The sequence below is a fragment of the Mycobacterium sp. 360MFTsu5.1 genome, from assembly GCF_000383495.1.
In the GTDB taxonomy this organism is placed as follows: Bacteria; Actinomycetota; Actinomycetes; order Mycobacteriales; family Mycobacteriaceae; genus Mycobacterium; species Mycobacterium mucogenicum_B.
The window spans coordinates 84301-108334 of sequence record NZ_KB911473.1; the positions used below are offsets into that span (position 1 = coordinate 84301).

Here is a 24034-nt window from a genome sequence, read left to right on the forward strand (position 1 = left end):
GGTTCGCGCCATGACTGTCGAGAAGTACCTGGTCGGGCCCGCTGTCGTGCTGACGGGCGCGGCGCTGATCGCCGGTTGCGGCGGTTCGGACGGCAAGTCCGGGAGCGGCGGCCAGGCCGCGGCGAAGTACGACATCTCGAAGGTCGGCGGCGCCAAGAGCAGCCTGCCGCCCGGTTACGACCCGATGGATCTGGAGGCGGACACCGTCACCCAGGAGAAGCTGGACGCTCCCGGTGTCGGCGCGCTCACCACCACGCCGCCATCGGTCGTCACTCCCGCCGAGTGCGCGCCGCTGCTCAAGCCGCTCGCGCCGGCCGGCGTCGGCGCCAAGACCGCGGGCTTCATCGGCAGCAACCAGGAGGGCCACACCGTCATCGTGGTGGCGGCGGAAGCGGCCGGCACCGCAGGCGAACTCGGCCATGCGGGCTGCGATCAGTTCACCGTCGACTCGACCGACGGCGTCACCGCGACGGTCGAGCGCGTCCCCGGCCCCGACATCGCGGGCGCGAAGACCATGGGCGTGCAGGCGCACATCACCGCCAATGGCAAGGCCATCGAGGAATCCACCTACACCGCCGTCCTGGGCGACAAGACCGTCGCCGTCGTCCAGGCCGACGTCGACCCGCAGGTCGCCAAGGACCTGCTCGCCAAGGCGGTCGCGGCGATCAAGAGCTGATCGTCCGCCGGGCCACGCCGCGAACGCAACCGGGTGGCGGCAAAACGCCCCGAATCTCGCCGTGACGTTGCATTCGCGACGCACAGCCGAGGAACGTGCGCCCTCGGCGCACTGTCAACGCGGGGCGGCGGCCTCGCGCGCCATGTGACGACGGCCTCCTGGCAAATCGCCCCATTCCGGCGACACGCGCCGGATGTGCCGCGCCCTGCGGGTGCGACAGGGGAGGATTTTGGGATGCAAGGGACAGTTGTGGTTTTTGTGACCAATGTGAACGACGAGGTCGGGTAGTCACATGCCGGACATCCTTGCAAAGCTCCGCCGGGGCAAAGCCGGCCCCGAAGATCCGCAGGCTCCGGACGAGAAGAACCCGAGCGACTCCACGGACGGCGGCAAAGAGTCGGGCAAAGACGCGGCCGCAGAGTCGACCGCCAAGCCCGCCGCACCCAAGCGGCAGGGCCCCCGGGCCCGGTTCGGGGCCTGGCTCAGCCGGCCGATGACGTCGTTCCACCTGGTCATCGCCTGCGCGGCACTGCTGATCACGCTGGGCCTGACCATGGTGCTGTCGGCCTCGGGCGTGCACTCGTACGACGAGGACGGCTCGCCCTGGACCATCTTCGCCAAGCAGGTGCTCTGGACCGTCATCGGCCTCATCGCGTTCTACGTCGCGCTGCGGCTACCCATCGCGTTCATGCGCCGGATGGCGCTGCCGGCGTTCATCGTCAGCCTCGTGCTGATCGCCCTGGTGCTGATCCCGGGCATCGGCCACCTGTCCAACGGCGCCCGCGGCTGGTTCGTCGTCGCCGGCTTCTCCATGCAGCCGTCCGAGCTGACCAAGATCGCCTTCGCGATCTGGGGCTCGCACCTGCTGGCGACCCGCCGCATGCAGCACGCCGGCTGGAAAGAGCTGCTGTTTCCGCTGGTCCCGGCCGCGGTGCTGGCGCTGGGCCTGATCGTCGCCGAGCCCGACCTCGGGCAGACGGTGTCGGTCAGCATCGTCCTGCTCGGCCTGCTCTGGTACGCCGGTCTGTCGCTGCGGATCTTCCTGAGCTCCCTGGTCCTGTGCATCGGTGCGGCCGCCATCATGGCGGTCTCCGCGGGCTACCGCTCCGACCGTGTGCGGGCCTGGCTGGACCCCGACTCGGACCTGCAGGGCATCGGCTACCAGTCGCGGCAGGCCAAGTACGCGCTGGCCAACGGCGGCATGTTCGGTGACGGGCTGGGGCAGGGCACCGCGAAGTTCAACTACCTGCCCAACGCGCACAACGACTTCATCTTCGCCATCATCGGCGAGGAGCTCGGCTTCATCGGCGCGGCGGGCCTGCTGGCGCTGTTCGGCCTGTTCGCCTACACCGGCATGCGCATCGCGCGCCGGTCGGTCGACCCGTTCCTGCGGCTGCTGACGGCCACCACGACGCTGTGGGTGGTCGGCCAGGTGTTCATCAACGTCGGCTACGTGCTGGGTCTGCTGCCGGTCACGGGCATCCAGCTGCCGCTCATCTCCGCCGGTGGAACCGCAACGGCCACAACACTTCTGTTGATCGGTCTGATTGCCAATGCGGCGCGCCACGAACCCGAGGCGGTGGCCGCGCTGCGGGCCGGCCGCGACGACCGGATGAACCGGATCCTGCGGCTGCCGCCGCCGGTGCCGTATTCGCCGACCACCCTGGACTCGGCCCGGGACCGGCTGCGTGGCCGCGGCGACAAGCCGGTCCGCAAGCCCCCCGCCCGGCAGGCCAAACCCGCCAAGCCGGCAAAGCCCACGAAGTCTGCGCGACCCACTCGGCAGGCCACCAGGCAGGAGCCCCCGCCCCGGCAGCGCCGGACCGACGCCCCGCGGCGCACGCGACGCACCGAGGAACCGGACCGGCGGTCGGACCGAGCCCGCCGAAACCCCGTACCGGCCGACGGTGCCGGACGGCGTGCAAGGCAAAATGGTGACCTCAAGGGTCAACAAAGACGTGACCCGCGCCGGTCGGACCCGCGGGTCCGCACATTGGAAGGTCAGCGGTACGGGTGAGTGTGAGTTCGGGCCGGAGCGACGGGGGAGGGCCCCGCATCTCGGTGGTTCTGGCCGGAGGTGGCACCGCAGGTCACATCGAACCCGCGATGGCGGTCGCCGACGCACTCGTGGCGCTGCGGCCCGACGTCCGGATCACCGCCCTCGGCACGGCCCGCGGGCTGGAGACCCGGCTGGTCCCCGAACGTGGCTACGACCTCGAGCTGATCACGCCGGTTCCGTTGCCGCGCAAGCCTTCTGCTGACCTGGCGCGGCTGCCGCTGCGGGTCCGGGCCGCGGTCCGCGAGACCCGCGACGTGCTCGACGCCGTCCACGCCGACGTCGTCGTGGGATTCGGCGGCTACGTCTCGCTGCCCGCCTACCTCGCCGCCCGCGGCGGGGGACTGCGCCGGCGCCGCACCGTCCCGGTCGTGGTGCACGAGGCCAACGCCAGTGCGGGCTGGGCCAACAAGGTCGGTGCCCGCTCGGCGCGCCGGGTGCTGGCCGCGGTACCGGATTCGGGTCTCAAGGGCAGCGAGGTCGTCGGGATTCCGGTGCGCGAGTCGATCACCTCATTGGACCGGGCTGCGCTGCGCGCCGAGGCCCGCGAGTTCTTCGGTTTCGCCGACGACGCCCGCGTGCTCCTGGTGTTCGGCGGATCCCAGGGCGCGCAGTCGCTCAACCGTGCCGTGTCCGGCGCGGCGGAAAACCTCGCCGCACAAGGTGTTTCGGTGCTGCACGCCTACGGCCGCAAGAACACCCTCGAGCTGCCGGAACCGGCGCCGGGTGCCCCGCCGTATGTCGGCGTGCCGTACCTCGACCGCATGGATTTGGCTTATGCCGCCGCCGATCTGGCGATCTGCCGGTCCGGCGCCATGACCGTCGCCGAGGTCAGCGCCGTCGGTCTGCCCGCGGTCTACGTGCCGCTGCCGATCGGCAACGGCGAGCAACGACTCAACGCACTCCCGGTGGTCGACGCCGGCGGCGGCCTCCTGGTCGACGACGCCGAGCTGACCCCGGACTTCGTCACCGAACGGATCGGAAACTTGATGCGCGACACCGCCGCACTGGATCAGATGACGACGGCGGCCGCGCTGGCCGGCCACCGCGACGCGGCCCGGCGGGTGGCGCAGATCGCCCTGGACACCGCATTGGGTATCCGGTGACGGCGCGGGAGCTGCCACCCGAGCTGGCTCGGGTGCACATGGTCGGTATCGGCGGTGCCGGGATGTCCGGTATCGCCCGGATTCTGCTGGACCGCGGCGGCCAGGTGTCCGGCTCGGACGCCAAGGAGTCCCGTGGTGTCGCGGCGCTGCGGGCCCGCGGTGCCGAGATCCGGATCGGGCACGACGCGTCGTCGCTCGACATGCTGCCGGGCGGTCCGACCGTCGTGGTCAGCACGCACGCCGCCATCCCGAAGGACAACCCCGAGCTGGTGGAGGCCCACCGGCGCGGCATCCCGGTGATCATGCGCCCCGTCGTGCTCGCCAAGCTGATGGATGGCTACCGCTCGGTGCTGGTGACCGGCACGCACGGCAAGACCACGACGACGTCGATGGTCATTGTGGCGTTGCAGCACAGCGGTTTTGACCCGTCGTTCGCCGTCGGTGGGGACCTGGGTGAGGCCGGCACCAACGCGCACCACGGCAGCGGTGACTGTTTTGTGGCCGAGGCCGACGAGAGCGACGGTTCGCTGCTCGAATACACCCCTGATGTGGCGGTGGTGACCAACATCGAGGCCGATCACCTGGACCACTTCGGCAGCGTCGAGGCCTACACCGCGGTGTTCGACGACTTCGTGGCCCGGCTGCGTCCCGGTGGTGCGCTGGTGGTGTGTGCTGACGATCCGGGTGCCGAGGCGCTGGCCCAGCGGTCGGCGGAGCGCGGCGTGCGCGTGCTGCGGTACGGCATGGGCAGTGCACAGCGTGCGGATCTGGAGGCGACGCTGCTGACCTGGCAGCAGCAGGGCACCGGCGGCGTGGCGGCCATTCAACTGGCGGGCGAGCCGCACCGCCGGGGCATGCGGTTGTCGGTGCCGGGCAAGCACATGGCGCTCAACGCGCTGGCCGCGCTGCTGGCGGCCCGGGAGGTCGGTGCCGATCCGGAGGCCGTGCTCGACGGTCTCACCGGGTTCGAAGGTGTGCGGCGCCGCTTCGAGGCGGTCGGAACCGCTTACGGCGTCCGGGTTTTCGATGACTACGCGCACCATCCCACCGAGGTTCGGGCGACGCTCGAGGCGTTGCGGGCCGTGGCCGGCACGTCGCGGTCCATCGTGGTGTTCCAGCCGCATTTGTATTCCCGGACACAGACTTTCGCGAAGGAATTCGGTCAGGCCCTGGATCGTGCCGACGAGGTGTTCGTCCTCGACGTGTATGCCGCACGGGAGGCCCCGCTGGCCGGCGTCAGCGGCGCGAGCATCGTCGAACACGTCTCGGCCCCGGTGCATTACGTGCCGGACTTCTCCGCGGTGGCCGATCAGGTGGCGGCCAAGGCCGGTCCCGGTGACGTCATCGTCACCATGGGCGCCGGCGACGTCACGCTGCTGGGTCGCGAGATTCTGACCGCACTCGAGGTCAAGGCCAACCGTGCCGCCCCGGGACGGCCCACGCCGTGACCGTGGAGGACGGCTCGGGGGAGCCGGCTACCGAACCTGTTGCGGCGCAGGACGACACGGTGCAGGGCGATACAGTGCAGAACGAGGTGGCAGACGACGTCGCGCCGGACACCGCGGCAGAGGAGGACGCCGCCGAGGCGCCGGACGCCGCATCGGCCGATCCTGCGTCACCCGACTACGAGGGCCCGCGTCGCCGTGCCCGGCGTGAGCGGGAGGAACGCCGCATCGCGCTGGAGCGGGCCAGGGCCCTGGAGCAGGCGCGCCAGGAGGCCCGGCGCCGGGCGGCGGGCCTGTCCGACCAGCCCAAGGCGCCCACGCGCGGCGTCATCCGCGGCCTGAAGATGTTGTTGTGGTCGGCGGTGACGGCCGTCGTCGCCGTCACGCTGGGCCTGGTGCTGTACTTCACGCCGATCATGGCGGTCCGGCACACGGTGGTCACCGGCCTGGCGACCCTCACCGAGGACGAGGTGACGGCGGCGGCCGCGGTCAAACCGGACACGCCGCTGCTGCAGGTCAACACCGACGCGGTGGCCGAACGGGTCGCCACGATCCGGCGGGTGGCCAGTGCCCGGGTGCAGCGGGAATACCCGTCGACGCTGCGGATCACGGTGGCCGAGCGGGTCCCGGTGGCGGCCAAGGAGTACCCGGACGGTCCGCACCTGTTCGACCGCGACGGCGTGGATTTCGCGACCGAGCCGCCGCCACAGGGACTGCCGTACCTCGACGCCGACAATCCCGGCCCGAAGGATCCGGCGACCCTGGCGGCCCTCGAGGTTCTGCTGTCGCTGCGTCCTGAGGTCTTCAGCCAGGTCGCGCGGGTGGGGGCGCCGTCGGTCGCCGCTGTCACGCTGACGCTCAACGACGGTCGTGAGGTCATCTGGGGGACCACCGACCGCACGGAGGAGAAGGCGCTCAAGCTGGGCGCGCTGCTCACGCAGCCGGGGCACACCTATGACGTGTCCAGTCCCGACCTGCCCACTGTGAAGTAGCTCATCGACTTCCAGCCTGTCGCCGCTGTTTCGCTCGCCAGGCCACCTATTTCCCCGTCGCTTCGCTCGCCCGGGCAGAAAAATCGCGTGAACTCTCGGCGCGCCTGCACGGCTGCGGCGCGGCCGCACCCTACCGTTCTGTTTGCGCGGAACAACTTGACATAACTCTAACCCTATGGTTGAGGTTTAGGGTTTTGATTCGAGAAGTTTTGCTCAGGACAAACCGAGCCAGGGAGGAAGACGTCAGATGACACCCCCGCATAACTACCTAGCCGTCATCAAGGTGATCGGTGTCGGCGGCGGCGGCGTCAACGCCGTCAACCGCATGATCGAACAGGGCCTTCGCGGCGTCGAGTTCATCGCGATCAACACCGACGCGCAGGCGCTGCTGCTCAGTGAGGCAGACGTCAAGCTCGACGTCGGCCGCGACTCGACCCGCGGCCTGGGTGCCGGCGCCGACCCCGAGGTGGGGCGCAAGGCCGCCGAGGACGCCAAGGACGAGATCGAAGAGCTGCTGCGCGGCGCCGACATGGTGTTCGTCACCGCCGGTGAGGGTGGTGGCACCGGTACCGGTGGCGCGCCCGTCGTCGCCGGCATCGCCCGCAAGCTCGGCGCGCTGACCGTCGGTGTGGTCACCCGCCCGTTCTCGTTCGAGGGTAAGCGGCGCTCGAACCAGGCCGAGTTGGGCATCCAGGCGCTGCGCGAGAGCTGCGACACCCTGATCGTCATCCCCAACGACCGCCTGCTGCAGATGGGCGACGCAGCCGTCTCGCTGATGGACGCGTTCCGCAGCGCCGACGAGGTGCTGCTCAACGGTGTGCAGGGCATCACCGACCTGATCACCACGCCCGGCCTGATCAACGTCGACTTCGCCGACGTCAAGGGCGTCATGAGCAGCGCCGGCACGGCGTTGATGGGTATCGGCTCGGCCCGCGGCGACGGTCGTGCGCTCAAGGCCGCCGAGATCGCCATCAACTCGCCGCTGCTGGAGGCCTCGATGGACGGCGCGCAGGGCGTGCTGATGTCGGTGGCCGGCGGTAGCGACCTGGGTCTGTTCGAGATCAACGAGGCCGCGTCGCTGGTGCAGGATGCCGCACACCCCGAGGCTAACATCATCTTCGGAACCGTCATCGACGATTCGCTGGGCGACGAGGTCCGGGTCACGGTCATCGCGGCCGGGTTCGACACCGCCGGTCAGAGCCGCAAGCCCGTCACCTCGGCAGTGCCGGGTGCGACGGCGACGCCGGCTGCTGCCGGTGGCGCGCACCGGGCGCAGACCTTCGGGGCGGCGAGCGCGGGCAAGCTCGGCGCCTTCAACGCCGACCCGGGCAGCGTCCCGGCGGCGACCAACGGTGTGACGGTGAGCGTCGGCGGCCGTGGCGACGACGATGACGACGTCGACGTGCCGCCGTTCATGAAGCACTGACAGTGACCGAGTGTTGCGGATACGCCGGATAAATTTGTCATCGTGACGTTCCGTATCCGCAGAGTGACTACGACGCGTGCGGGCGGGGTCTCGAAGGCCCCGTTCGACACGTTCAACTTGGGTGACCACGTCGGCGACGATCCAAAGGCCGTGGCGGCCAACCGGACTCGGCTGGCCGAGGCCATCGGGCACGGCCCGTTGGTATGGATGAACCAGGTGCACGGTGACCATGTCGAAGTTGTCGAGGGCCCTGGAACTGGAGCCGGGGGAGCCTACGACAACACCGACGCCCTGGTCACCGCGACGCCGCGGCTTCCGCTCGCGGTGATCACGGCCGACTGCGTGCCGGTGCTGTTGGGCGATGCCCGCGCCGGTGTGGTGGGCGCCGTGCATGCCGGACGAGTCGGCGCGCAGAAGGGCGTGGTGCTGCGCACGGTCGAGGCGATGCAGAAACTCGGCGCGCAGGTACAGGACCTTTCGGTCCTGCTCGGCCCGGCGGTCAGCGGGCGCAATTATGAGGTGCCCTACGAGATGGCCGACGACGTCGAGGCGGTGCTGCCGGGCAGCATCACCACGACCGCCCGCGGCACGGTGGGTCTGGACCTGCGGGCCGGCATCGCCAAGCAGTTGGCCGGCTTGGGCATCAAGGCCATCGACATCGACCCGCGCTGTACGGTCGACGATCCGAATCTGTTCAGCCACCGACGTGGCGCCCCGACCGGGCGGCTGGCGTCGGTGGTGTGGATGGAATGACCAGCGCGCCGCGCGAGGCCGAACTGGCCGCGTCGCTGGCCCGGATTCAGGCGCGAATCGACGCTGCCGCGGCAGCCGCCGGCCGGGATCGGGCCGACATCGAATTTCTTCCGGTGACCAAATTCTTTCCGGCGAGTGATGTTGTTGCGCTGTTCGGATTGGGCTGTCGGGCATTCGGTGAATCGCGGGAGCAGGAAGCGGCGGGCAAAGTCGCCGAGGTGTCGGGCGCCTTGTCGGACAAGAAATTGATCACAGCGCCGGGCGAATTGTTGGATGCGTCATCGAACATAGAGTCGAACAATGCAATTCGATGGCACATGATCGGCCGAATTCAACGCAACAAAGCGCGAGCCGTGGCGCGCTGGGCTGCGGTGGCGCATTCGGTCGACACCGCGCCGTTGATCGCGGCGCTGTCCCGCGGCGCCATCGAGGCGCTGGACCAGGGCCGCAGGTCCGAGCCGTTGCAGGTATATATCCAGGTCAGCCTCGACGGGGATCCGGCCCGCGGCGGCGTGCCGGTGGACCGGCCTGATCTGGTCGACGAGTTGTGCGCGGCCGCGCACACCGCTCCGGGGCTGGGTCTGGCTGGCTTGATGGCCATCCCGCCGCTGGCCAGCGAGGCCGAAGCGGAGTTTGCGCGGCTGGAGGCTGAATTGCTCAGGGTCCAAACGCAATACCCCCACCGGCTGGGGCTGTCCGCGGGCATGTCGAACGACCTGGAAATTGCGGTGCGACACGGGTCAACGTGTGTGCGTGTCGGTACCGCGCTAATGGGACCGCGTCCTCTAACGTCACCATGAGTAGTCACTCCAGTCACACTTACATCACAGTCACCAGACACCACATTCTTAGCTAGGGGCATCCGATGAGCACACTGCACAAGGTCAAGGCCTACTTCGGTATGGCGCCGATGGACGACTATGACGACGAGTACTACGACGACGAAGACCGTCCATCGCGCGCCTACCAGGCGCCGCGCCGCCCCCGTGACGAGCGTTTCGAGGACGAGGACTACGGCCGTGGTGAGCCGCGCGGCTACGACCGCGAATACGAAAGCGCCCCCATGGGTTACCGCGGTGGCTACGACGAGATGCCGGCTCGCGGCCCGCGCGAGTTCGAGCGCCCGCGCTTCAACACCCTGCGTGGTGCCACCCGTGGCGCCGTCGCCATGGAGCCCCGCCGCATGGCCGAGCTGTTCGAGGCCGGCAGCGCCCTGGCCAAGATCACGACCCTGCGCCCCAAGGACTACAGCGAGGCCCGCACCATCGGTGAGCGCTTCCGCGACGGCACCCCGGTGATCATGGACCTGGTGTCGATGGACAACGCTGACGCCAAGCGCCTCGTCGACTTCGCCGCAGGCCTGGCCTTCGCGCTGCGCGGCTCGTTCGACAAGGTCGCCACCAAGGTGTTCCTGCTGTCGCCGGCCGACGTCGACGTCAGCGCCGAAGAGCGTCGCCGGATCGCCGAGGCGGGCTTCTACAGCTACCAGTAATACCTACGCAGCTCCACGCAAGACCCCTTCGGCCCCCGGCCGGAGGGGTCTGCGTTAGGTAGGCTCGCTCTCAAGCGCCGACAGCAGTCGGCGCTTTTCCCGCGCTAGTGAGGTCTGTTGCATTGACCCTGTTCTTCGACATTCTGGGTTTTGCGCTGTTCGTCTTCTGGCTGCTGTTGATCGCCCGCGTGGTGGTGGAGTTCATCCGCGGATTCAGCCGGGACTGGCAGCCGAGGGGACTGACCGTGGTGATCCTCGAGGCGATCATGACGGTGACCGATCCTCCGGTGAAGCTGTTGCGGCGCTTGATCCCTCCGCTGACCATCGGGCCGGTCCGGGTCGACCTGTCCATCGTGGTGCTGCTCATGGTGGTGTTCATTGGCATGCGGCTGTCGTTCGATCAGGTCGGGGCCTGAGCGCGACGTTCCTCTGACCTGCAGAAGCGCATTAATTACATTTATGTAATTAATGCGCTTCTTTCGTTTTGGTCAATTCGCGCCGAACGCCGGGCTGCGTTGCCGAATTCCAATGAAACATTGAAATTCGTTCTTAATTCCGGACCTCGCCTGCAACCGACGGGTCTGCTGTGACAGGATGGACGCCAGTTACTCCACGATCGCTCTACACTTTGATCGCTCTACACTTTGACACCGATTGACGGTCCAGACTGCAAGGGGGCAGAAGATGCCGCTAACTCCGGCTGACGTCCACAACGTCGCATTCAGCAAGCCGCCGATTGGCAAGCGCGGTTATAACGAGGATGAGGTCGATGCGTTCCTCGATCTCGTCGAGACTGAGCTGACCCGGCTGATCGAAGAGAACAGTGATCTGCGGCAGCGGGTCGCCGAACTCGACGCCGAGCTCCAGTCCGCCCGCACCGGCCAGCCGGTCGCGGCTCCGGTCTACACCCCGCCGGCACCCGCACCGGAGCCCGAGCCCGTCGCTGCGCCCGCGCCGGTGGCCGCTCCCGTCGCCGCGCCGGTCGGCGAGGACCACCACGTCCGCGCGGCCAAGGTGCTGAGCCTGGCCCAGGACACCGCCGACCGTCTCACCGGTTCGGCCAAGGCCGAGGCCGACAAGACCCTCGCCGACGCCCGCGCCCAGGCCGACGCTCTGGTCAGCGATGCCAAGCGCACCGCCGAGACCACGGTCGCCGACGCCAAGGCGCGCGCCGAGGCCATGCTGGCCGACGCGCAGACCCGTTCGGAGGCCCAGCTGCGTCAGGCCCAGGACAAGGCCGACGCCCTGCAGGCCGACGCCGAGCGCAAGCACACCGAGATCATGGGCAACATCAACCAGCAGCGCACGGTGCTGGAAGGCCGCCTCGAGCAGCTGCGCACGTTCGAGCGCGAGTACCGCACCCGCCTCAAGACCTACCTGGAGTCGCAGCTCGAAGAGCTCGGCCAGCGTGGCTCTGCCGCTCCGGCGGATTCGGCGGCCGGTGGCGAGGGTGCTGGCTTCGGCCAGTTCAACCGGGGCAACAGCTGACGGCTGACCAATGCTGATCATTGCCCTGGTCCTTGCCCTCATCGGGCTGACCGCGCTGGTGACCGCGATTGTCACGAGCAATGAGCTGATCGCCTGGGTGTGTATCGGCGCCAGCGTCATCGGGGTGCTGCTGCTCATCGTCGACGCGCTGCGGGAACGCTCGCGCGGCGGTGCGGCGGCCGACTCCGTCCCCGATGTCGACGACGCGCTGGCCACCGAGGCCGGCGAAGAAGACGCGGCGGAAGAAGAAGCGGCCGCGGAGCCTGTCGAGGACTACCCGGCTGACGAGCCCGAAACGGTTGTGGCCGAGAAGGTTTCGGAAGACGAGCCCGAAGCCGAGGCGTCTGACGAGCCCGAAGCGGCCGAGGCCGAAAGCTCCGAGGCCGACGACGCTGCCGAGGAAACCGACGAGCCTGAGACCGCCGGCGAGACCGAGTCCGAGGAAGCCGAAGGCACCGAAGAAGCCAAGGCGGACGAGGACGAGGCCGAGAAGGCCTGAGCCCGGCGCTCCCAATTTCATACTGAGGCCACCGCCGCGACGGATTCCCGTCGCGGCGGTGCCTTTTTTCGTTGACCGAGCCGGAGAAGTACTTGGCTTCAATCGCCAGGCACGGTGAGCTGTCGTGATCGAGGCCATGTACTAGTTGTGGCCATCAGACGTCCCTGGCTTCAATAACCGCCGCGAATCGCCACCACAAGTGAATTCACGTACTCCTCGGCCTCCTCCGCCAGGATCGGCCGCCTGATCGGCACCGCCGTCGGCAGCCAGGCGTCCACCCGGGCGTTCGCGCCCACATTTCGTGCTTGTTGCGGTGAGACGACGGCTGTGAATCACGCGGGTCACTCGAGCCCGCGTGGGCGAATGAGCCCCTATTGACTTTGCTGACACCGAAGGGCAACAGCTGCGGCATCGCGCCCCCGTACATATGTAGCCAACCAATTTCCTACCTGGGAGGCCTGGAGGCACTGTGAGTCTGTTGAGTCGAAACCGCGACATCGAGCACTGGGATGCTGAGGATGTTGCTGCGTGGGACGCGGGCAATAAGGACATCGCCAAGCGGAACCTGATCTGGTCGATCTTCGCCGAGCACGTCGGCTTCTCGGTGTGGAGCATCTGGTCTGTGATGGTGCTGTTCATGCCGCAGGCCGTCTACGGCATCGATGCGCTCGGCAAGTTCGTCCTCGGCGCCGTCCCGATCGCGGTCGGGTCGTTCATGCGCATTCCGTACACCATCGGACCGGCCAGGTTCGGCGGCCGTAACTTCACGATCTTCAGCGCCCTGATGCTGGCCATCCCGTGTGCGCTGACCATGTACTTCATGATGCATCCGGGGACGTCGTACACGACGTTCCTGATCGTCGCCGCAGTCGCCGGTTTCGGTGGCGGCAACTTCGCGTCGTCGATGACGAACATCAACGCCTTCTACCCACAGCGACTCAAGGGCTGGGCCCTGGGCCTGAACGCCGGCGGCGGCAATATCGGTGTGCCGGTCATCCAGATCATCGGCCTGGTCACCATCGCGACGCTCGGCAACCGTCGTCCCGAGGTCGTCTGCGCCATCTATCTGGTGTTGCTGGCTGGCGCCGCCCTGGGTGCCGCCCTGTTCATGGACAACATCCAGGGGCAGAAGTCGAACCTCTCGGCGATGGTCGAGGCCATGAAGTTCCGCAATTCGTGGGTCATGTGCTTCCTCTACATCGGCACCTTCGGTTCGTTCATCGGGTTCAGCTTCGCGTTCACCCAGATTCTGAACATCAACTTCACCGCGCAGGACGTCGCACCGCTGCTGGAGAAGTACCACGTCGCGTCGGTGGCCAAGCTGCCGAAGGAAGCCGCCAAGGAGCTGGCCAAGGCCAACTTCGACGCCTCCATCCACACCGCGTGGATCGCCTTCCTGGGCCCGCTGCTCGGCTCGATCTCGCGTCCGTTCGGCGGCAAGCTCGCCGACAAGATCGGTGGCGGCAAGATCACGCTGTACACCTTCACCGCGATGACGATCGTCACCGCTGTGCTGGTGAGCACCGGCATGTGGGACGACGCCACCAAGGGCGCGGCGACCGGCGCCCAGATGGCCGTCTACATCACGGCGTTCATGGTGTTGTTCATCCTGACCGGCCTCGGCAACGGGTCGACCTACAAGATGATCCCGTCGATCTTCGAGGCCAAGGCGCAGAGCAAGGACGAGCTGAGTGCCGCGGAGAAGACCCTGTGGTCGCGCAGCATGTCCGGCGCACTGATCGGCTTCGCCGGTGCGGTCGGCGCGTTCGGTGGTGTGCTCGTCAACGTCGTGCTCCGGGCGTCGTACGCCGGGCCGGCCCACTCGGCGACCACCGCGTTCTGGGTGTTCCTCGCTTTCTACGTGGTGTGCGGTGTCGTCACCTGGTTCGTGTTCCTGCGCCAGCCGCATCTGCGCGCGGCGACGGGCGAGCACGTCGGCCGGGATTTCGTTCCGGCAACGTAGCCGGAAGTTCGCCGAAATGCCCCGCGGGAGTTTCCCGCGGGGCATTTCGCTGTTTGGTCCAGCCGTGTTTGTGATCCAGATAACTGGTCCAACCAGTTGACCACTTGTCGCGGTGGCCCCGATCATTGACCCCATGGACATCGCACCCGTCACGCGGTCCGCGGTCAGTGACTCGGTCTTCGCGCACCTCGTCGACGAGATCCTGTCCGGCCGTGCCGCGGTCGACGACGCATTGCCGTCCGAGCGCGAGCTGGCCCTCGCTTTCGCGGTGAACCGGCACGCCATCAGGGAAGCGCTCAAGCGGCTGCAGCAGGCCCGGCTGGTACGCATCAGCCACGGCGGCAAGACCCGGGTCCAAGACTGGCAGCAGACGGCCGGCCTGGACGTCCTCAGCGCCCTCGCCGCCACCGGCGCCGTGCCGGCGCTGCAGATCGCCCGCGACATCATGGTGATGCGCCGCTCTGTCGGGGCCGATGCGGCCCGGCTGTGCGCGAGGAACGCCTCCGACGAACAGCTGACGACCATCGCCGATGCCGCTGCGGCCTACCCGGCGCAGCACACCGACGAATCGATCGCCGCTGACCTGACGTTCTGGACCGCGATCGTCGACGGCAGCGGCAACCTGGCGTACCGGCTGGCGCTGAACACGCTGGTCGCGGCATTCGCCGACATCGGCTTCGGCTCGATCGCCGACCTCGGTACGTCCGCCGAACTGGCCGACCGCGACGCCCACATCACGCTGGCCGAGCACCTCGTCGCGCGCGACGCCGACGCCGCTCACCGCGTGGCCGACGACCTGCTGGGCCGGGTCGTCGAAATCCTTTCCGCTCAGCAGTAGGAGTCATTGCCCATGTTCGATCTGATCCTGCACGCCGTGCCGGTGTTCGTGCTCTGTCTGGTGCTCGAGGCGCTGTCCTTCCGCTTCCTGCCGGACGACGACGAGGTCGGCTACGAATTCCGGGATTCCCGAACGAGTCTCACGATGGGCATCGGCAACGTCATCATCAACATCGGGTGGAAACTGGTGGTCCTGGCGGCGCTCAGCGCGGCCTATCTGGTCGCGCCGGTGCATCTTCCCGCCGACAATCCGCTGACCTGGATCGCGCTCTTCGTCGCCGACGACTTCGTCTACTACTGGTATCACCGCACCCACCACACGATCCGGGTGTTCTGGGCCAGCCACGTCGTGCACCACTCCAGCGAGCACTACAACCTGTCGACGGCACTGCGGCAGACCTGGACGCCGTTCACGGCGCTGCCGTTCTGGCTGCCCTTGGCGTTCCTCGGCTTCTCGCCGTGGATGATCCTGCTGCAGCAGTCGGTCAGCCTCCTCTACCAGTTCTTCATCCACACCGAACGGATCGGAAAGCTTTGGCGGCCCATCGAATTCGTGATGAACACGCCGTCGCACCATCGGGTGCACCACGGCTCCAACGACCAGTACCTGGACACCAACTACGGTGGCATCCTGATCATCTGGGACCGGTTGTTCGGCAGTTTCCGGCCGGAGGGTGAGCGCGTGGTCTACGGCCTGACCAAGAACATCAAGACCTTCAACCCACTACGCGTTGCCACGCACGAATACACCGCCATCTGGCGAGACGTCCGCGCGGCGAAGACGTGGAGGCAGCGCTTTGGACACACGTTCCGTGGACCGGGCTGGTCGCCCGACAGCGCGTAAGCAGCTCACAGATTTCCGGCAGGTTTCCATCGTGATTCCGGCATGAAACATGTTGCGCACCAGGCCCTGACGGCCAGGTGAGCTCGGGTTGACGCGCAGTACATAGTCGCGCAACGGATGCGGCATCGGCGGCCCGTAGAACTGAGTCATGGCCACCCCGGGAGCGCACACCACACGCACCGCGTGCTCCTACTGCGGTGTCGGTTGCGGTATTTCGGTCGAAACCCGCACCGACGCCGGTACCGGGCTGCCTGTGATCGCACGCGTATCCGGGGACCGCTTGCACCCCACCAACTTCGGACGGCTGTGCACAAAGGGCGCCACGCACGCCGACTTGATGCATGCCGACGACGGCCGGCTCACCACCGCGCTGGTGCGGCGCAATGGCGAGATGGTCAGCGTCGCCACCGACGACGCCACCGCCGAAGCCGGGCGCCGGCTGCGGGCCATCATCGACGAACACGGTCCCGACGCTGTGGCGCTGTACGTTTCGGGGCAGATGACCGTCGAGGCCCAGTACCTGGCCAACAAGCTGGCCAAGGGCTTCATCCGCACCGTGCACATCGAGTCCAACTCCCGGCTGTGCATGGCGAGCGCCGGGACCGGATTCAAGCAGTCGCTCGGTGCCGACGGCCCGCCCGGGTCGTACACCGATTTCGATTCGGCCGACCTGTTTTTCGTGATCGGCGCCAACATGGCCGACTGCCACCCGATCCTCTTCCTGCGCATGGCGGACCGGATCGCCAAGGGCGCCAAGCTGATCGTCGTCGACCCGCGCCGCACCGCGACCGCCGACAAGGCCGATCTGTTCCTGCAGATCAAACCCGGCACCGACCTGGCGCTGCTCAACGGCCTGCTGCACCTCCTGGTCGAAAGTGGTGCGATCGACCACGAATTCATCGCCGAGCACACCGAGGGCTGGGAGACCATGCCCGCGTTCCTCGCCGACTATCCGCCGGCGAAGGTCGCCGAGATCACCGGAATCCCCGAAGCCGACATCCGCCGTGCCGCCGCGATGATCGCCGAGGCAGGGGAGTGGATGTCGTGCTGGACCATGGGCCTGAACCAGAGCACGCACGGCACCTGGAACACCAACGCCATCTGCAACCTGCACCTGGCCACCGGCGCCATCTGCCGCACCGGCAGCGGCCCGATGTCCCTGACCGGCCAGCCCAACGCCATGGGCGGCCGCGAAATGGGTTACATGGGACCGGGTCTGCCCGGGCAGCGTGCGGTGACGTCGGCCGACGACCGGGCCTTCGTCGAAGAGCAGTGGGAGCTGGAACCGGGCACCATCCGCACCGACGTCGGCCCCGGCACCATCGAGATGTTCCGGCAGCTGGGGACCGGTGACATCAAGGCGGTCTGGATCATCTGCACCAATCCCGTTGCCTCCGTGGCCAATCGGCAGACCGTCATCGACGGCCTAAGGGCCGCCGAGCTGGTCATCACCCAGGACACCTACCAGGACACCGCGACCAACGCCCACGCCGACATCGTGCTGCCCGCGACGCTGTGGGCTGAGGCCGACGGCGTCATGATCAACTCCGAGCGCAACCTGACCCTGTTGCAGCAGAGCATCCCCGCCGCCGGAGACGCGCGGCCCGACTGGGAACTGATCTGCAATGTCGCCCGGCACATGGGCTTCGGCGACGATTTCGAGTACAAGTCCAGCGAGGACGTGTTCGCCGAAATCCGTCAGTTCACCAACCGCCGGACGGGCTACGACCTCAGCGGCGTGACGTACGAGCGACTACGGGAGACCCCACTGCAGTGGCCGTGCCCGCCGGACAGTGGCGACCGGAACCCGATCCGCTATCTCAACGACGGCGTGAGCCAGGACCTGTTCGTCGGCGCGGACGGGCACCGGCCGCGGCTGGCGTTCCCGACGCCCTCGCACCGAGCGGTGTTCCACGCCCGCCCGCACCTGGACGCCAGGGAACTGCCCGACGACGAATTCCCGTTGGTGCTGAACACCGGTCGGCTGCAACACCAGTGGCACACCATGACCAAGACGGGCAAGGTCGAGAAGCTCAACAAGCTGACCGGGAAGCCGTTCATCGAGATTCATCCCGCCGACGCGGCTGACCTCGGGATCACCGACGGTGTGTCCGTAGAGGTTTCGTCCCGCCGCGGCACGGCGGTCCTGCCGGCCGTCCTGACCGACCGGGTGCGGCCGGGGAGCTGCTTCGCGCCGTTCCACTGGAACGACCAGCAGGGTGACCAGCTGACGATCAACGCCGTCACCAACGACGCGGTGGACCCCGATTCGCTGCAGCCCGAATTCAAGGTGTGCGCGGTACGACTGGCGCCGGTCGTGACCGAGGCCGTTGTCGAGCCTCTCGCCGCACTCATCGGTGCCGGCACCCACCCGCTGGCCGCCGCGCTCGGCCTGGCCGGACCTCCCGCGCTCAGCGACACCGAAAAGGTCTACCTGTCCGGCTTTTTCAGTGGCGTCGAGCAATCCACCGGGGTCCCGGTGCTGCCCGCGTCGGCGCCCGTCAGCCGCATGGTGCGGCTGTGGGTCGACGGAGCGCTGGCCGGAGCACACAGCGTCGCGGGTCCGGTGCCCGCCCTCGATGTCCCACCGGAGCCCGCGGGACCGTTGGTGCTGTGGGCCTCGCAGACCGGCACCGCCGAGGAGTTCGCCGCCGGACTGGCCGCGAGGATCGCCGGGGCCCGGCTGCAGGTTCTGGACGACACCGCGCTGGACGAGCTCGCCGCCGCGGGCGAAGTCCTGGTCGTGACAAGCACTTTCGGGGACGGCGGGCCGCCCGACAATGGCGTCGATTTCTGGGCTCGCCTGAGCGCCGCCGATGCGCCGGATCTCTCCGGGGTGCGGTACTCCGTACTCGGAATCGGTGACCGGGCGTACGAGAACTTCTGCGGCTACGCCAAATCCCTGGACGGCCGGTTCGCCGAACTCGGGGCCACGTTGCTGCTGGACCGCGCGGACTGCGAGGCATACGACGACGAGCCGCTGGCGCACTGGTCCGATGCTGCCGTCGAGTTGGCCGCGGCAACACCACAGGCGCCGGCCGCGCCGGCCGCGCCGGCCAAACCCGCCAGGCCCGCCGCACCCGCCAAACCTGCCGCACCTGCCAAGCCGTTCACCCGCAACAACCCGATGCCGGTCCCGTTGTGCCGCAACACTCTGCTGACCAAGGGTGGCACGAAGGAAGTGCGGCAGATCGGCTTCGACCTGTCCGGGCACGACGTCAGCTATGGCGTCGGCGACGCGCTCGGCGTGGTGGTGGCCAACTGCCCGGAGACCGTCTCGGCATGGCTGGCGGCGACCGGCCTCTCCGGTGATGAGGTCATCGAGATCGACGGCGGCGAAACCGCGCTTCGCGATGCGCTGACCACGTCATATGACATCTGCAAGGTGTCGCCGAACCTGATCGACTTCGTGGCCGAACGCGGCCGCGCCAAGATTCTGCGGGCGCCCCGGAGGGAACGCGACCGCTGGCTGGACGGCCGCACCGGCCTGGACCTCGTCGAAGAGTTCACGGTCCGCGCGGAACCAGAGGAGTGGCGAGATGCATTGGTGCGCTTGGCGCCACGCTCGTACTCGATCTCGTCCAGCCCGCTGGTGAGTCCCGACGAGGTGCAACTGACGGTGTCGGTCGTCCGTTACGAGGGCGCCCGTGGCGGCACCCGGCACGGCGTCGCATCCACCTACCTCGCCGACCGGGCGCAGACGGTGCCGGTGTTCCTGCAGCCGGCGCCGCATTTCCGGCCGCCCGAGGATGCGCTGACGCCGATGATCATGGTCGGTCCCGGCACGGGCATCGCACCGTTCCGCGGCTTCCTGCACGAGCGTCGGGCACTGGGGCACACCGGCCGCAACTGGCTGTTCTTCGGCGACCAGCACCGGGCCGAAAACTATTACTACCAAGACGAATTGGAGGCCTTCGCTGCCGACGGCCTGCTGACCCGGCTGGACACCGCGTTCTCCCGGGACCAGGCGCGCCGGGTATACGTGCAGCACCGGATGCGCGAGCGCGGCGAGATTCTGTGGCGCTGGCTCGAGGACGGCGCGCACTTCTACGTCTGCGGCGACGCGACGCGGATGGCCAAGGACGTCGACGCGGCGCTCACCAACATCATCAGGACCCACGGCGGCATGTCCGAATCGGCGGCGCACGACTACAAGCGTGAGCTGATCGCCGACAAGCGCTACGTCCGCGACGTCTACTGATCGGCGTGCCGGGCCAGGCGGTCCGGCGGTACCGCTGCACACCCGGCGGTTTCGGGGTTGACTGGAGCTTGCCGGGAAGGAGCGATGTCGATGGTCTTGGATTCGGACGCAGCGTCAGGTCCTTCTGCCGCGGTGCCGCCGCGCGGCCCTGCCCGCCACATCCGGCTGACGTCGCACAGCGGCGCGGCCGACGCGCTGGCGATCCACTGGGGTGCAGCGACCGCCGCTGAGCGCGGTCCGCTGATCGGTACCACGACCACGCGCGCGCACCGCAACGTGATCGGCACCCACAGCGGCTCCTACAGCGTCTACCGGGCATTGGCGGTGGCGGCGGGGGCGCTGTCGCCCGAGCACCGCGCCGACCTGACCAACACCGCGCCCACCGATGTGGTCGGCCCGTACCCACAGTGGGCCGACCCCGGGGCGATCGTGAGTCTGGACCCGTGGGGCGCCATGGTCGCGGAGGCGTTCCCCGCCGAACTGGCCGCCGGCTACGACATCCGGCCGACCATCGCCATCACCAAGGCCCACGTGATGCTGCCGGAGGTCGCCGAGGCGATCGTCAAGGGCCGGCTCCGCCCCGACGGCCGGGTACTGCTGGACAATGGCGCCGCGCTGGTGACCAAGGCGGCCGTCGAGCCCGTCTGGTTCCTCCCCGGGATCGCCGCGCGATTCGGTTGCAGCGAAACGGAACTGCGCCGCGTGCTGTTCGAGGAGACCGGCGGTATGTACCCCGAACTCGTCACGCGCGGCGACCTCGAGGTCTTCCTGCCACCCATCGGCGGGCAGACCGTCTACATCTTCGGCGAGGCCCGCGATCTCGCCGACCCCAGCGTGGAGTTGACCGCCCGCGTGCACGACGAGTGCAACGGATCCGACGTGTTCGGCTCCGACATCTGTACGTGCCGGCCGTATCTCACGCATGCCATTGAGGAGTGCATCCAGGGTGCGCAGCGCGGCGGGGTCGGCCTGGTGGCGTACTCCCGTAAAGAGGGGCGCGCGCTCGGTGAGGTCACCAAGTTCCTGGTGTACAACGCGCGCAAGCGTCAGGTCGGCGGCGACACCGCCGACCAGTACTTCGCCCGCACGGAATGCGTTGCCGGAGTGCAGGATATGCGGTTCCAGGAACTCATGCCCGACGTGCTGCACTGGCTCGGTATCCGCAAGATTCATCGCCTGGTGTCGATGAGCAACATGAAGTACGACGCCATCACCGGGTCGGGTATCGAGGTCGGCGAACGCGTGAACATCCCCGACGACCTGATCCCGGCCGATGCCCGCGTCGAGATCGACGCCAAGACGGCCGCCGGTTACTTCACCCCCGGACCGGTGCCCGACGCCGACGAACTCAAGATCGCCAAGGGCCGCGGACTCACGTCATGACAATCAGCACCGGCACTGGCACCGACAGCGCCGTCGCGGTCGGCATCCTGCGCAGCACAGGCGCCGTCCGCGAACGCGCCGAGTTCCTGCTGCGCCGGGCACGCGCGGGGGAGTCCCGCTGGTTCGTGGTCGATGACGACGCACTGGCGCAGGCCGCTGACCTCGTCGCCGACGTCACCCGCACGCGCTACCCGGATTTGGCGATCCCGTACCACAGCCGCTGGCGCCATTTCGAGGCCGGCGGCGTCGACCGCACCGCCGACCTGCGCGCCCGGCTGGCCGGGTTGGACGCTGCCGCTCAGGCCCGCGCCATGATCGACCTGGCCGTGGTCAGTGTGCTGCTCGACGCCGGTGCGGGTCCCGACTGGGGCTACACGGAACCGATTACCGGTCAACGCTTCACGCGGTCCGAAGGCCTCGGGGTGGCCAGTTGGCATGCCTTCGCCGACGGGCTGTTCTCCAGTGACCCGGCCCAGCCCTGGCAGGTCGACGCCGCGGCACTGCGCGCCATCGACGACGCCGCCCTCGGCCAGGCATTTCAGGCCGCGCCGGACAATCCGCTGGTCGGGCTCAGCGGCCGGGTGCAGCTGCTGCGGCGGCTCGGTGCCGCGCTCGACGAGCGTCCTGAGGTCTTCGGCCCGCAGGGGCGTCCCGGCGGCCTGTTCGACGTGCTGGCCGGCCCGGAAGTCCACGCGCACGACATCCTGGTGCGGCTCTTGGGCACCCTTTCCGGAGTCTGGCTGGCCGACAACGACATTGGCGGCATCCCACTCGGTGACTGCTGGCCGCACCCGGCAGTGCCGGGACAGGGGCTGTCGCGTGGGTGGATGCCGTTCCACAAGCTGTCGCAGTGGCTGACCTACTCACTACTGGAGCCGTTCGAATGGGCCGGCGTGCCGGTCACCGGGCTGGACGCGCTCACCGGCCTGCCCGAATACCGCAACGGCGGCCTGCTGCTCGATACCGGTGTTCTGCGCCTGCGGGATCCGTCGGCCGCGGACCGAACCTGGTCGGTGGCCGACGAATTGGTCGTCGAATGGCGAGCACTGACCGTCGCACTGCTGGACGAGCTTGCGCCGCTGGTGCGCACCGCGCTCGGCCTCGATTCCGCGGCGCTGCCGCTGGCCTGTGTTCTGGAGGGTGGCACCTGGGCAGCCGGGCGCACCCTGGCGCAGCAGCTGCGGGCCGGCAACCCGCCGCTGTCCATCAGCAGTGACGGCACGGTTTTCTAGGAGGGCGCCATGGGTAACCTGCATCTCGTCGACCATCCGCTGGTTCAGCACAAGCTGACGCTGATGCGACAGAAAGACGTGTCCACCAAGGGCTTTCGTGCGCTGCTGAACGAGATTTCCGCGCTGATGACCTACGAGGTGCTGCGCGACATCCCCATGCACGAGATCGAGATCGACACACCGCTGGAGTCCACCACCGGCATGGTGATCGACGGCAAGAAGCTCGTCTTCGCCTCGATCCTGCGGGCGGGCAGCGGCATCCTGGACGGCATGCTCAGCGTCGTTCCCGGCGCGCGCATCGGCCACATCGGGCTGTACCGGGACCCGAAAACCCATGTCGCCGTGGAGTATTACTTCAAGATGCCGAGCGATTTGCACGAGCGCGACATCGTGGTGTGCGATCCGATGCTCGCCACCGGAAACTCGGCCGTGGCCGCGATCGACCGGCTCAAGGAGTACCGGCCGCGCTCCATCAAGTTCGTCTGTCTGCTGACCTGTCCCGAGGGCGTCGCGGCCATGCAGGCGGCGCACCCCGAGGTCCCGATCTACGCGGCGGCGCTGGACCGGCAGCTCGACGAGCACGGCTACATCGTGCCGGGCCTCGGCGACGCCGGCGACCGCATCTTCGGCACCAAGTAGTCATGCAGAACCTGAACAGGCGGACCGTGCTGCGCGGCGCCGGGATCGCCCTCGGCGCGTCGGCGGCGGCCGCCGGCGCCGCGGGTCAGGCCCACGCCCAGCCCGATCCCGGCCCGCAAGACCTGGCCCACCTCCGGCGCACATTCGTGCTGGCCGAGCAGGCGCGCGAGGCCGGCGGCGCCCCCTACGGCGCCCTGGTTGCCGATGCCGCCGGCAATGTGGTGGCCGCGCACGGCAACACGTCGTCGGTCGACGGCGGTGATCCGACCGACCACGCCGAGATGGTCACCGTCCGCAGCGCGTGGCGCGCGCTCGGCGACGACGGCATGAAGCCGGCGACGCTGTACGCCAGCACCGAGCCGTGCACGATGTGTGCGGGCGGCGCCTTCTGGAGCGGCATCGGCCGGGTGGTGTACGGCATGTCCAACACCCGGCTGCTCCAATTCACCGGCGGCGACCCCAATGACGCGGGCTACGCACTGCCGTGCCGCGACATCCTGCTGCACGGCTACCGCCCGATCACCGTCATCGGGCCACTATTGGAAGACGAAGCGGCACAAGCACATCAGGGCTACTGGCGCTGACGTCCCTGGCCGCGGCGCCTCACGACGACAGCGCGTCGAACAACGCAGACATCTGAGCCGGTGAGACCGACATGCCGCCGCACTGACCGCGCAGCGTCGTCAGGGGCCGCGCGATGTTCTTCAGGTCGAAGAACTCGCCGGGATGAGCGGTGAAGTACGCCCGGACGGCGCCTTCCGCGTCGCCTGACGAGCTCGCGTTGGTCAGGGCTTCGTTGGCGCCCGGGTGGGCGTCGAGGTAGGCCCCGGCCTGGGCCAGGACCGAGCCCGCGGTGCTGGCCAGTCCGCTGGCGGTACACGGCGCTGCGGTCGCGTTGGGGATGGCGATCGTGAGCGAGGCGAACCCGGCGAGCGCGAGCATGGCAGTCAGTTTCATACCGTGATCCTGCTGGAAACCCGGCGATCTCGGGGGCATTGCGTG

The 24034-nt window shown here is 68.4% G+C and carries 22 protein-coding genes; 20 read left to right on the top strand and 2 right to left on the bottom strand.

Going from position 1 to position 24034, the window contains the following annotated elements:
- Window positions 1-10 precede the first annotated feature (10 nt).
- The 12 genes from H289_RS32060 (at window position 11) to H289_RS0125220 (ending at window position 11933) form a co-directional block, all read left to right on the top strand.
- The gene (locus H289_RS32060; RefSeq protein WP_020103620.1) at window positions 11-676 is read left to right on the top strand and encodes a DUF5642 family protein; all 666 of its coding nucleotides are present in this window, start codon (window positions 11-13) and stop codon (window positions 674-676) included.
- A 292-nt stretch (window positions 677-968) separates the two neighbouring features.
- Window positions 969-2693, top strand: coding sequence for a putative lipid II flippase FtsW (gene ftsW / locus H289_RS0125170; protein ID WP_020103621.1), 1725 nt, complete (start codon window positions 969-971; stop codon window positions 2691-2693).
- Window positions 2690-3838, top strand: a complete 1149-nt coding sequence (gene murG / locus H289_RS0125175) for an undecaprenyldiphospho-muramoylpentapeptide beta-N-acetylglucosaminyltransferase (protein ID WP_029105726.1) — start codon at window positions 2690-2692, stop codon at window positions 3836-3838. Before ftsW ends, murG begins: the two co-directional genes overlap by 4 nt.
- 38 nt (window positions 3839-3876) lie before the next feature.
- Window positions 3877-5286, top strand: coding sequence for a UDP-N-acetylmuramate--L-alanine ligase (gene murC / locus H289_RS0125180; protein WP_502685713.1), 1410 nt, complete (start codon window positions 3877-3879; stop codon window positions 5284-5286).
- A complete protein-coding gene (locus H289_RS0125185) occupies window positions 5283-6275 on the top strand; it encodes a cell division protein FtsQ/DivIB (protein WP_020103624.1) in 993 nt (330 codons plus the stop codon). Before murC ends, H289_RS0125185 begins: the two co-directional genes overlap by 4 nt.
- A 247-nt stretch (window positions 6276-6522) precedes the next feature.
- Entirely contained in the window at window positions 6523-7701 is a 1179-nt protein-coding gene (ftsZ, locus tag H289_RS0125190; protein WP_020103625.1) for a cell division protein FtsZ, read from the top strand.
- Window positions 7702-7743: 42 nt separating this feature from the next.
- Window positions 7744-8454, top strand: a complete 711-nt coding sequence (gene pgeF, locus H289_RS0125195) for a peptidoglycan editing factor PgeF (RefSeq protein WP_081633546.1) — start codon at window positions 7744-7746, stop codon at window positions 8452-8454.
- A complete protein-coding gene (locus H289_RS0125200) occupies window positions 8451-9254 on the top strand; it encodes a YggS family pyridoxal phosphate enzyme (protein ID WP_020103627.1) in 804 nt (267 codons plus the stop codon). The genes pgeF and H289_RS0125200 overlap by 4 nt, the downstream gene beginning before the upstream one ends.
- A gap of 65 nt (window positions 9255-9319) precedes the next feature.
- Window positions 9320-9946, top strand: coding sequence for a cell division protein SepF (locus H289_RS0125205; RefSeq protein ID WP_020103628.1), 627 nt, complete (start codon window positions 9320-9322; stop codon window positions 9944-9946).
- A gap of 122 nt (window positions 9947-10068) precedes the next feature.
- Window positions 10069-10362 (top strand): YggT family protein, encoded by a 294-nt coding sequence (locus tag H289_RS0125210; RefSeq protein WP_020103629.1) that lies wholly within the window; start codon window positions 10069-10071, stop codon window positions 10360-10362.
- Between the two features lie 268 nt (window positions 10363-10630).
- Entirely contained in the window at window positions 10631-11434 is an 804-nt protein-coding gene (gene wag31, locus H289_RS0125215) for a DivIVA-like cell division protein Wag31 (RefSeq protein ID WP_020103630.1), read from the top strand.
- Window positions 11435-11444: 10 nt separating this feature from the next.
- Window positions 11445-11933 carry a hypothetical protein gene (locus H289_RS0125220; RefSeq protein ID WP_020103631.1) on the top strand — a complete coding sequence of 163 codons (489 nt, stop codon included), beginning with the start codon at window positions 11445-11447 and terminating at the stop codon, window positions 11931-11933.
- A 170-nt stretch (window positions 11934-12103) separates the two neighbouring features.
- Here the strand turns inward: H289_RS0125220 and H289_RS33940 are convergent, their stop codons facing one another.
- Window positions 12104-12229 carry a hypothetical protein gene (locus tag H289_RS33940; RefSeq protein ID WP_020103632.1) on the bottom strand — a complete coding sequence of 42 codons (126 nt, stop codon included), beginning with the start codon at window positions 12227-12229 and terminating at the stop codon, window positions 12104-12106.
- 173 nt (window positions 12230-12402) lie between these two features.
- On the opposite strand from H289_RS33940, the gene H289_RS0125230 reads away from it, so the two are divergent.
- The 8 genes from H289_RS0125230 to H289_RS0125265 all read left to right on the top strand — a co-directional run bounded on the left by H289_RS0125230 (window position 12403) and on the right by H289_RS0125265 (window position 23616).
- A complete protein-coding gene (locus H289_RS0125230; RefSeq protein WP_020103633.1) occupies window positions 12403-13896 on the top strand; it encodes an MFS transporter in 1494 nt (497 codons plus the stop codon).
- Window positions 13897-14029: 133 nt separating this feature from the next.
- Entirely contained in the window at window positions 14030-14734 is a 705-nt protein-coding gene (locus tag H289_RS0125235; protein ID WP_020103634.1) for a FadR/GntR family transcriptional regulator, read from the top strand.
- Between the two features lie 12 nt (window positions 14735-14746).
- Complete coding sequence (locus H289_RS0125240) at window positions 14747-15577, top strand: sterol desaturase family protein (RefSeq protein ID WP_020103635.1); 831 nt, start codon at window positions 14747-14749, stop codon at window positions 15575-15577.
- Window positions 15578-15725: 148 nt separating this feature from the next.
- Window positions 15726-19778, top strand: a complete 4053-nt coding sequence (locus H289_RS0125245; protein ID WP_020103636.1) for a bifunctional nitrate reductase/sulfite reductase flavoprotein subunit alpha — start codon at window positions 15726-15728, stop codon at window positions 19776-19778.
- Window positions 19779-19868: 90 nt separating this feature from the next.
- Window positions 19869-21161 carry a GTP cyclohydrolase II gene (locus tag H289_RS0125250; RefSeq protein WP_029105728.1) on the top strand — a complete coding sequence of 431 codons (1293 nt, stop codon included), beginning with the start codon at window positions 19869-19871 and terminating at the stop codon, window positions 21159-21161.
- A complete protein-coding gene (locus H289_RS0125255; RefSeq protein ID WP_020103638.1) occupies window positions 21158-22393 on the top strand; it encodes a URC4/urg3 family protein in 1236 nt (411 codons plus the stop codon). The genes H289_RS0125250 and H289_RS0125255 overlap by 4 nt, the downstream gene beginning before the upstream one ends.
- A gap of 9 nt (window positions 22394-22402) precedes the next feature.
- Entirely contained in the window at window positions 22403-23032 is a 630-nt protein-coding gene (gene upp / locus H289_RS0125260) for a uracil phosphoribosyltransferase (RefSeq protein WP_020103639.1), read from the top strand.
- 2 nt (window positions 23033-23034) lie between these two features.
- Window positions 23035-23616: a nucleoside deaminase gene (locus H289_RS0125265; RefSeq protein ID WP_020103640.1), complete on the top strand. Its 582-nt coding sequence runs from the start codon at window positions 23035-23037 to the stop codon at window positions 23614-23616.
- Window positions 23617-23635: 19 nt separating this feature from the next.
- On the opposite strand, the gene H289_RS0125270 is transcribed toward H289_RS0125265, so the two are convergent.
- Window positions 23636-23989 (bottom strand): heme-binding protein, encoded by a 354-nt coding sequence (locus H289_RS0125270; protein ID WP_020103641.1) that lies wholly within the window; start codon window positions 23987-23989, stop codon window positions 23636-23638.
- Window positions 23990-24034: the final 45 nt, after the last annotated feature.

Excerpts from the sequence above, each read along its gene's own strand:
- H289_RS32060 (WP_020103620.1), top strand. The coding sequence starts at position 11 with ATGACTGTCGAGAAGTACCTGGTCGGGCCCGCTGTCGTGCTGACGGGC.
- ftsW (WP_020103621.1), top strand. The coding sequence starts at position 969 with ATGCCGGACATCCTTGCAAAGCTCCGCCGGGGCAAAGCCGGCCCCGAA.
- murC (WP_502685713.1), top strand. The coding sequence starts at position 3,877 with ATGGTCGGTATCGGCGGTGCCGGGATGTCCGGTATCGCCCGGATTCTG.
- ftsZ (WP_020103625.1), top strand. The coding sequence starts at position 6,523 with ATGACACCCCCGCATAACTACCTAGCCGTCATCAAGGTGATCGGTGTC.
- H289_RS0125200 (WP_020103627.1), top strand. The coding sequence starts at position 8,451 with ATGACCAGCGCGCCGCGCGAGGCCGAACTGGCCGCGTCGCTGGCCCGG.
- H289_RS0125205 (WP_020103628.1), top strand. The coding sequence starts at position 9,320 with ATGAGCACACTGCACAAGGTCAAGGCCTACTTCGGTATGGCGCCGATG.
- wag31 (WP_020103630.1), top strand. The coding sequence starts at position 10,631 with ATGCCGCTAACTCCGGCTGACGTCCACAACGTCGCATTCAGCAAGCCG.
- H289_RS0125220 (WP_020103631.1), top strand. The coding sequence starts at position 11,445 with ATGCTGATCATTGCCCTGGTCCTTGCCCTCATCGGGCTGACCGCGCTG.
- H289_RS0125235 (WP_020103634.1), top strand. The coding sequence starts at position 14,030 with ATGGACATCGCACCCGTCACGCGGTCCGCGGTCAGTGACTCGGTCTTC.
- H289_RS0125240 (WP_020103635.1), top strand. The coding sequence starts at position 14,747 with ATGTTCGATCTGATCCTGCACGCCGTGCCGGTGTTCGTGCTCTGTCTG.
- H289_RS0125245 (WP_020103636.1), top strand. The coding sequence starts at position 15,726 with ATGGCCACCCCGGGAGCGCACACCACACGCACCGCGTGCTCCTACTGC.
- H289_RS0125250 (WP_029105728.1), top strand. The coding sequence starts at position 19,869 with ATGGTCTTGGATTCGGACGCAGCGTCAGGTCCTTCTGCCGCGGTGCCG.
- H289_RS0125255 (WP_020103638.1), top strand. The coding sequence starts at position 21,158 with ATGACAATCAGCACCGGCACTGGCACCGACAGCGCCGTCGCGGTCGGC.
- upp (WP_020103639.1), top strand. The coding sequence starts at position 22,403 with ATGGGTAACCTGCATCTCGTCGACCATCCGCTGGTTCAGCACAAGCTG.
- H289_RS0125265 (WP_020103640.1), top strand. The coding sequence starts at position 23,035 with ATGCAGAACCTGAACAGGCGGACCGTGCTGCGCGGCGCCGGGATCGCC.
- H289_RS0125270 (WP_020103641.1), bottom strand. The coding sequence starts at position 23,989 with ATGAAACTGACTGCCATGCTCGCGCTCGCCGGGTTCGCCTCGCTCACG.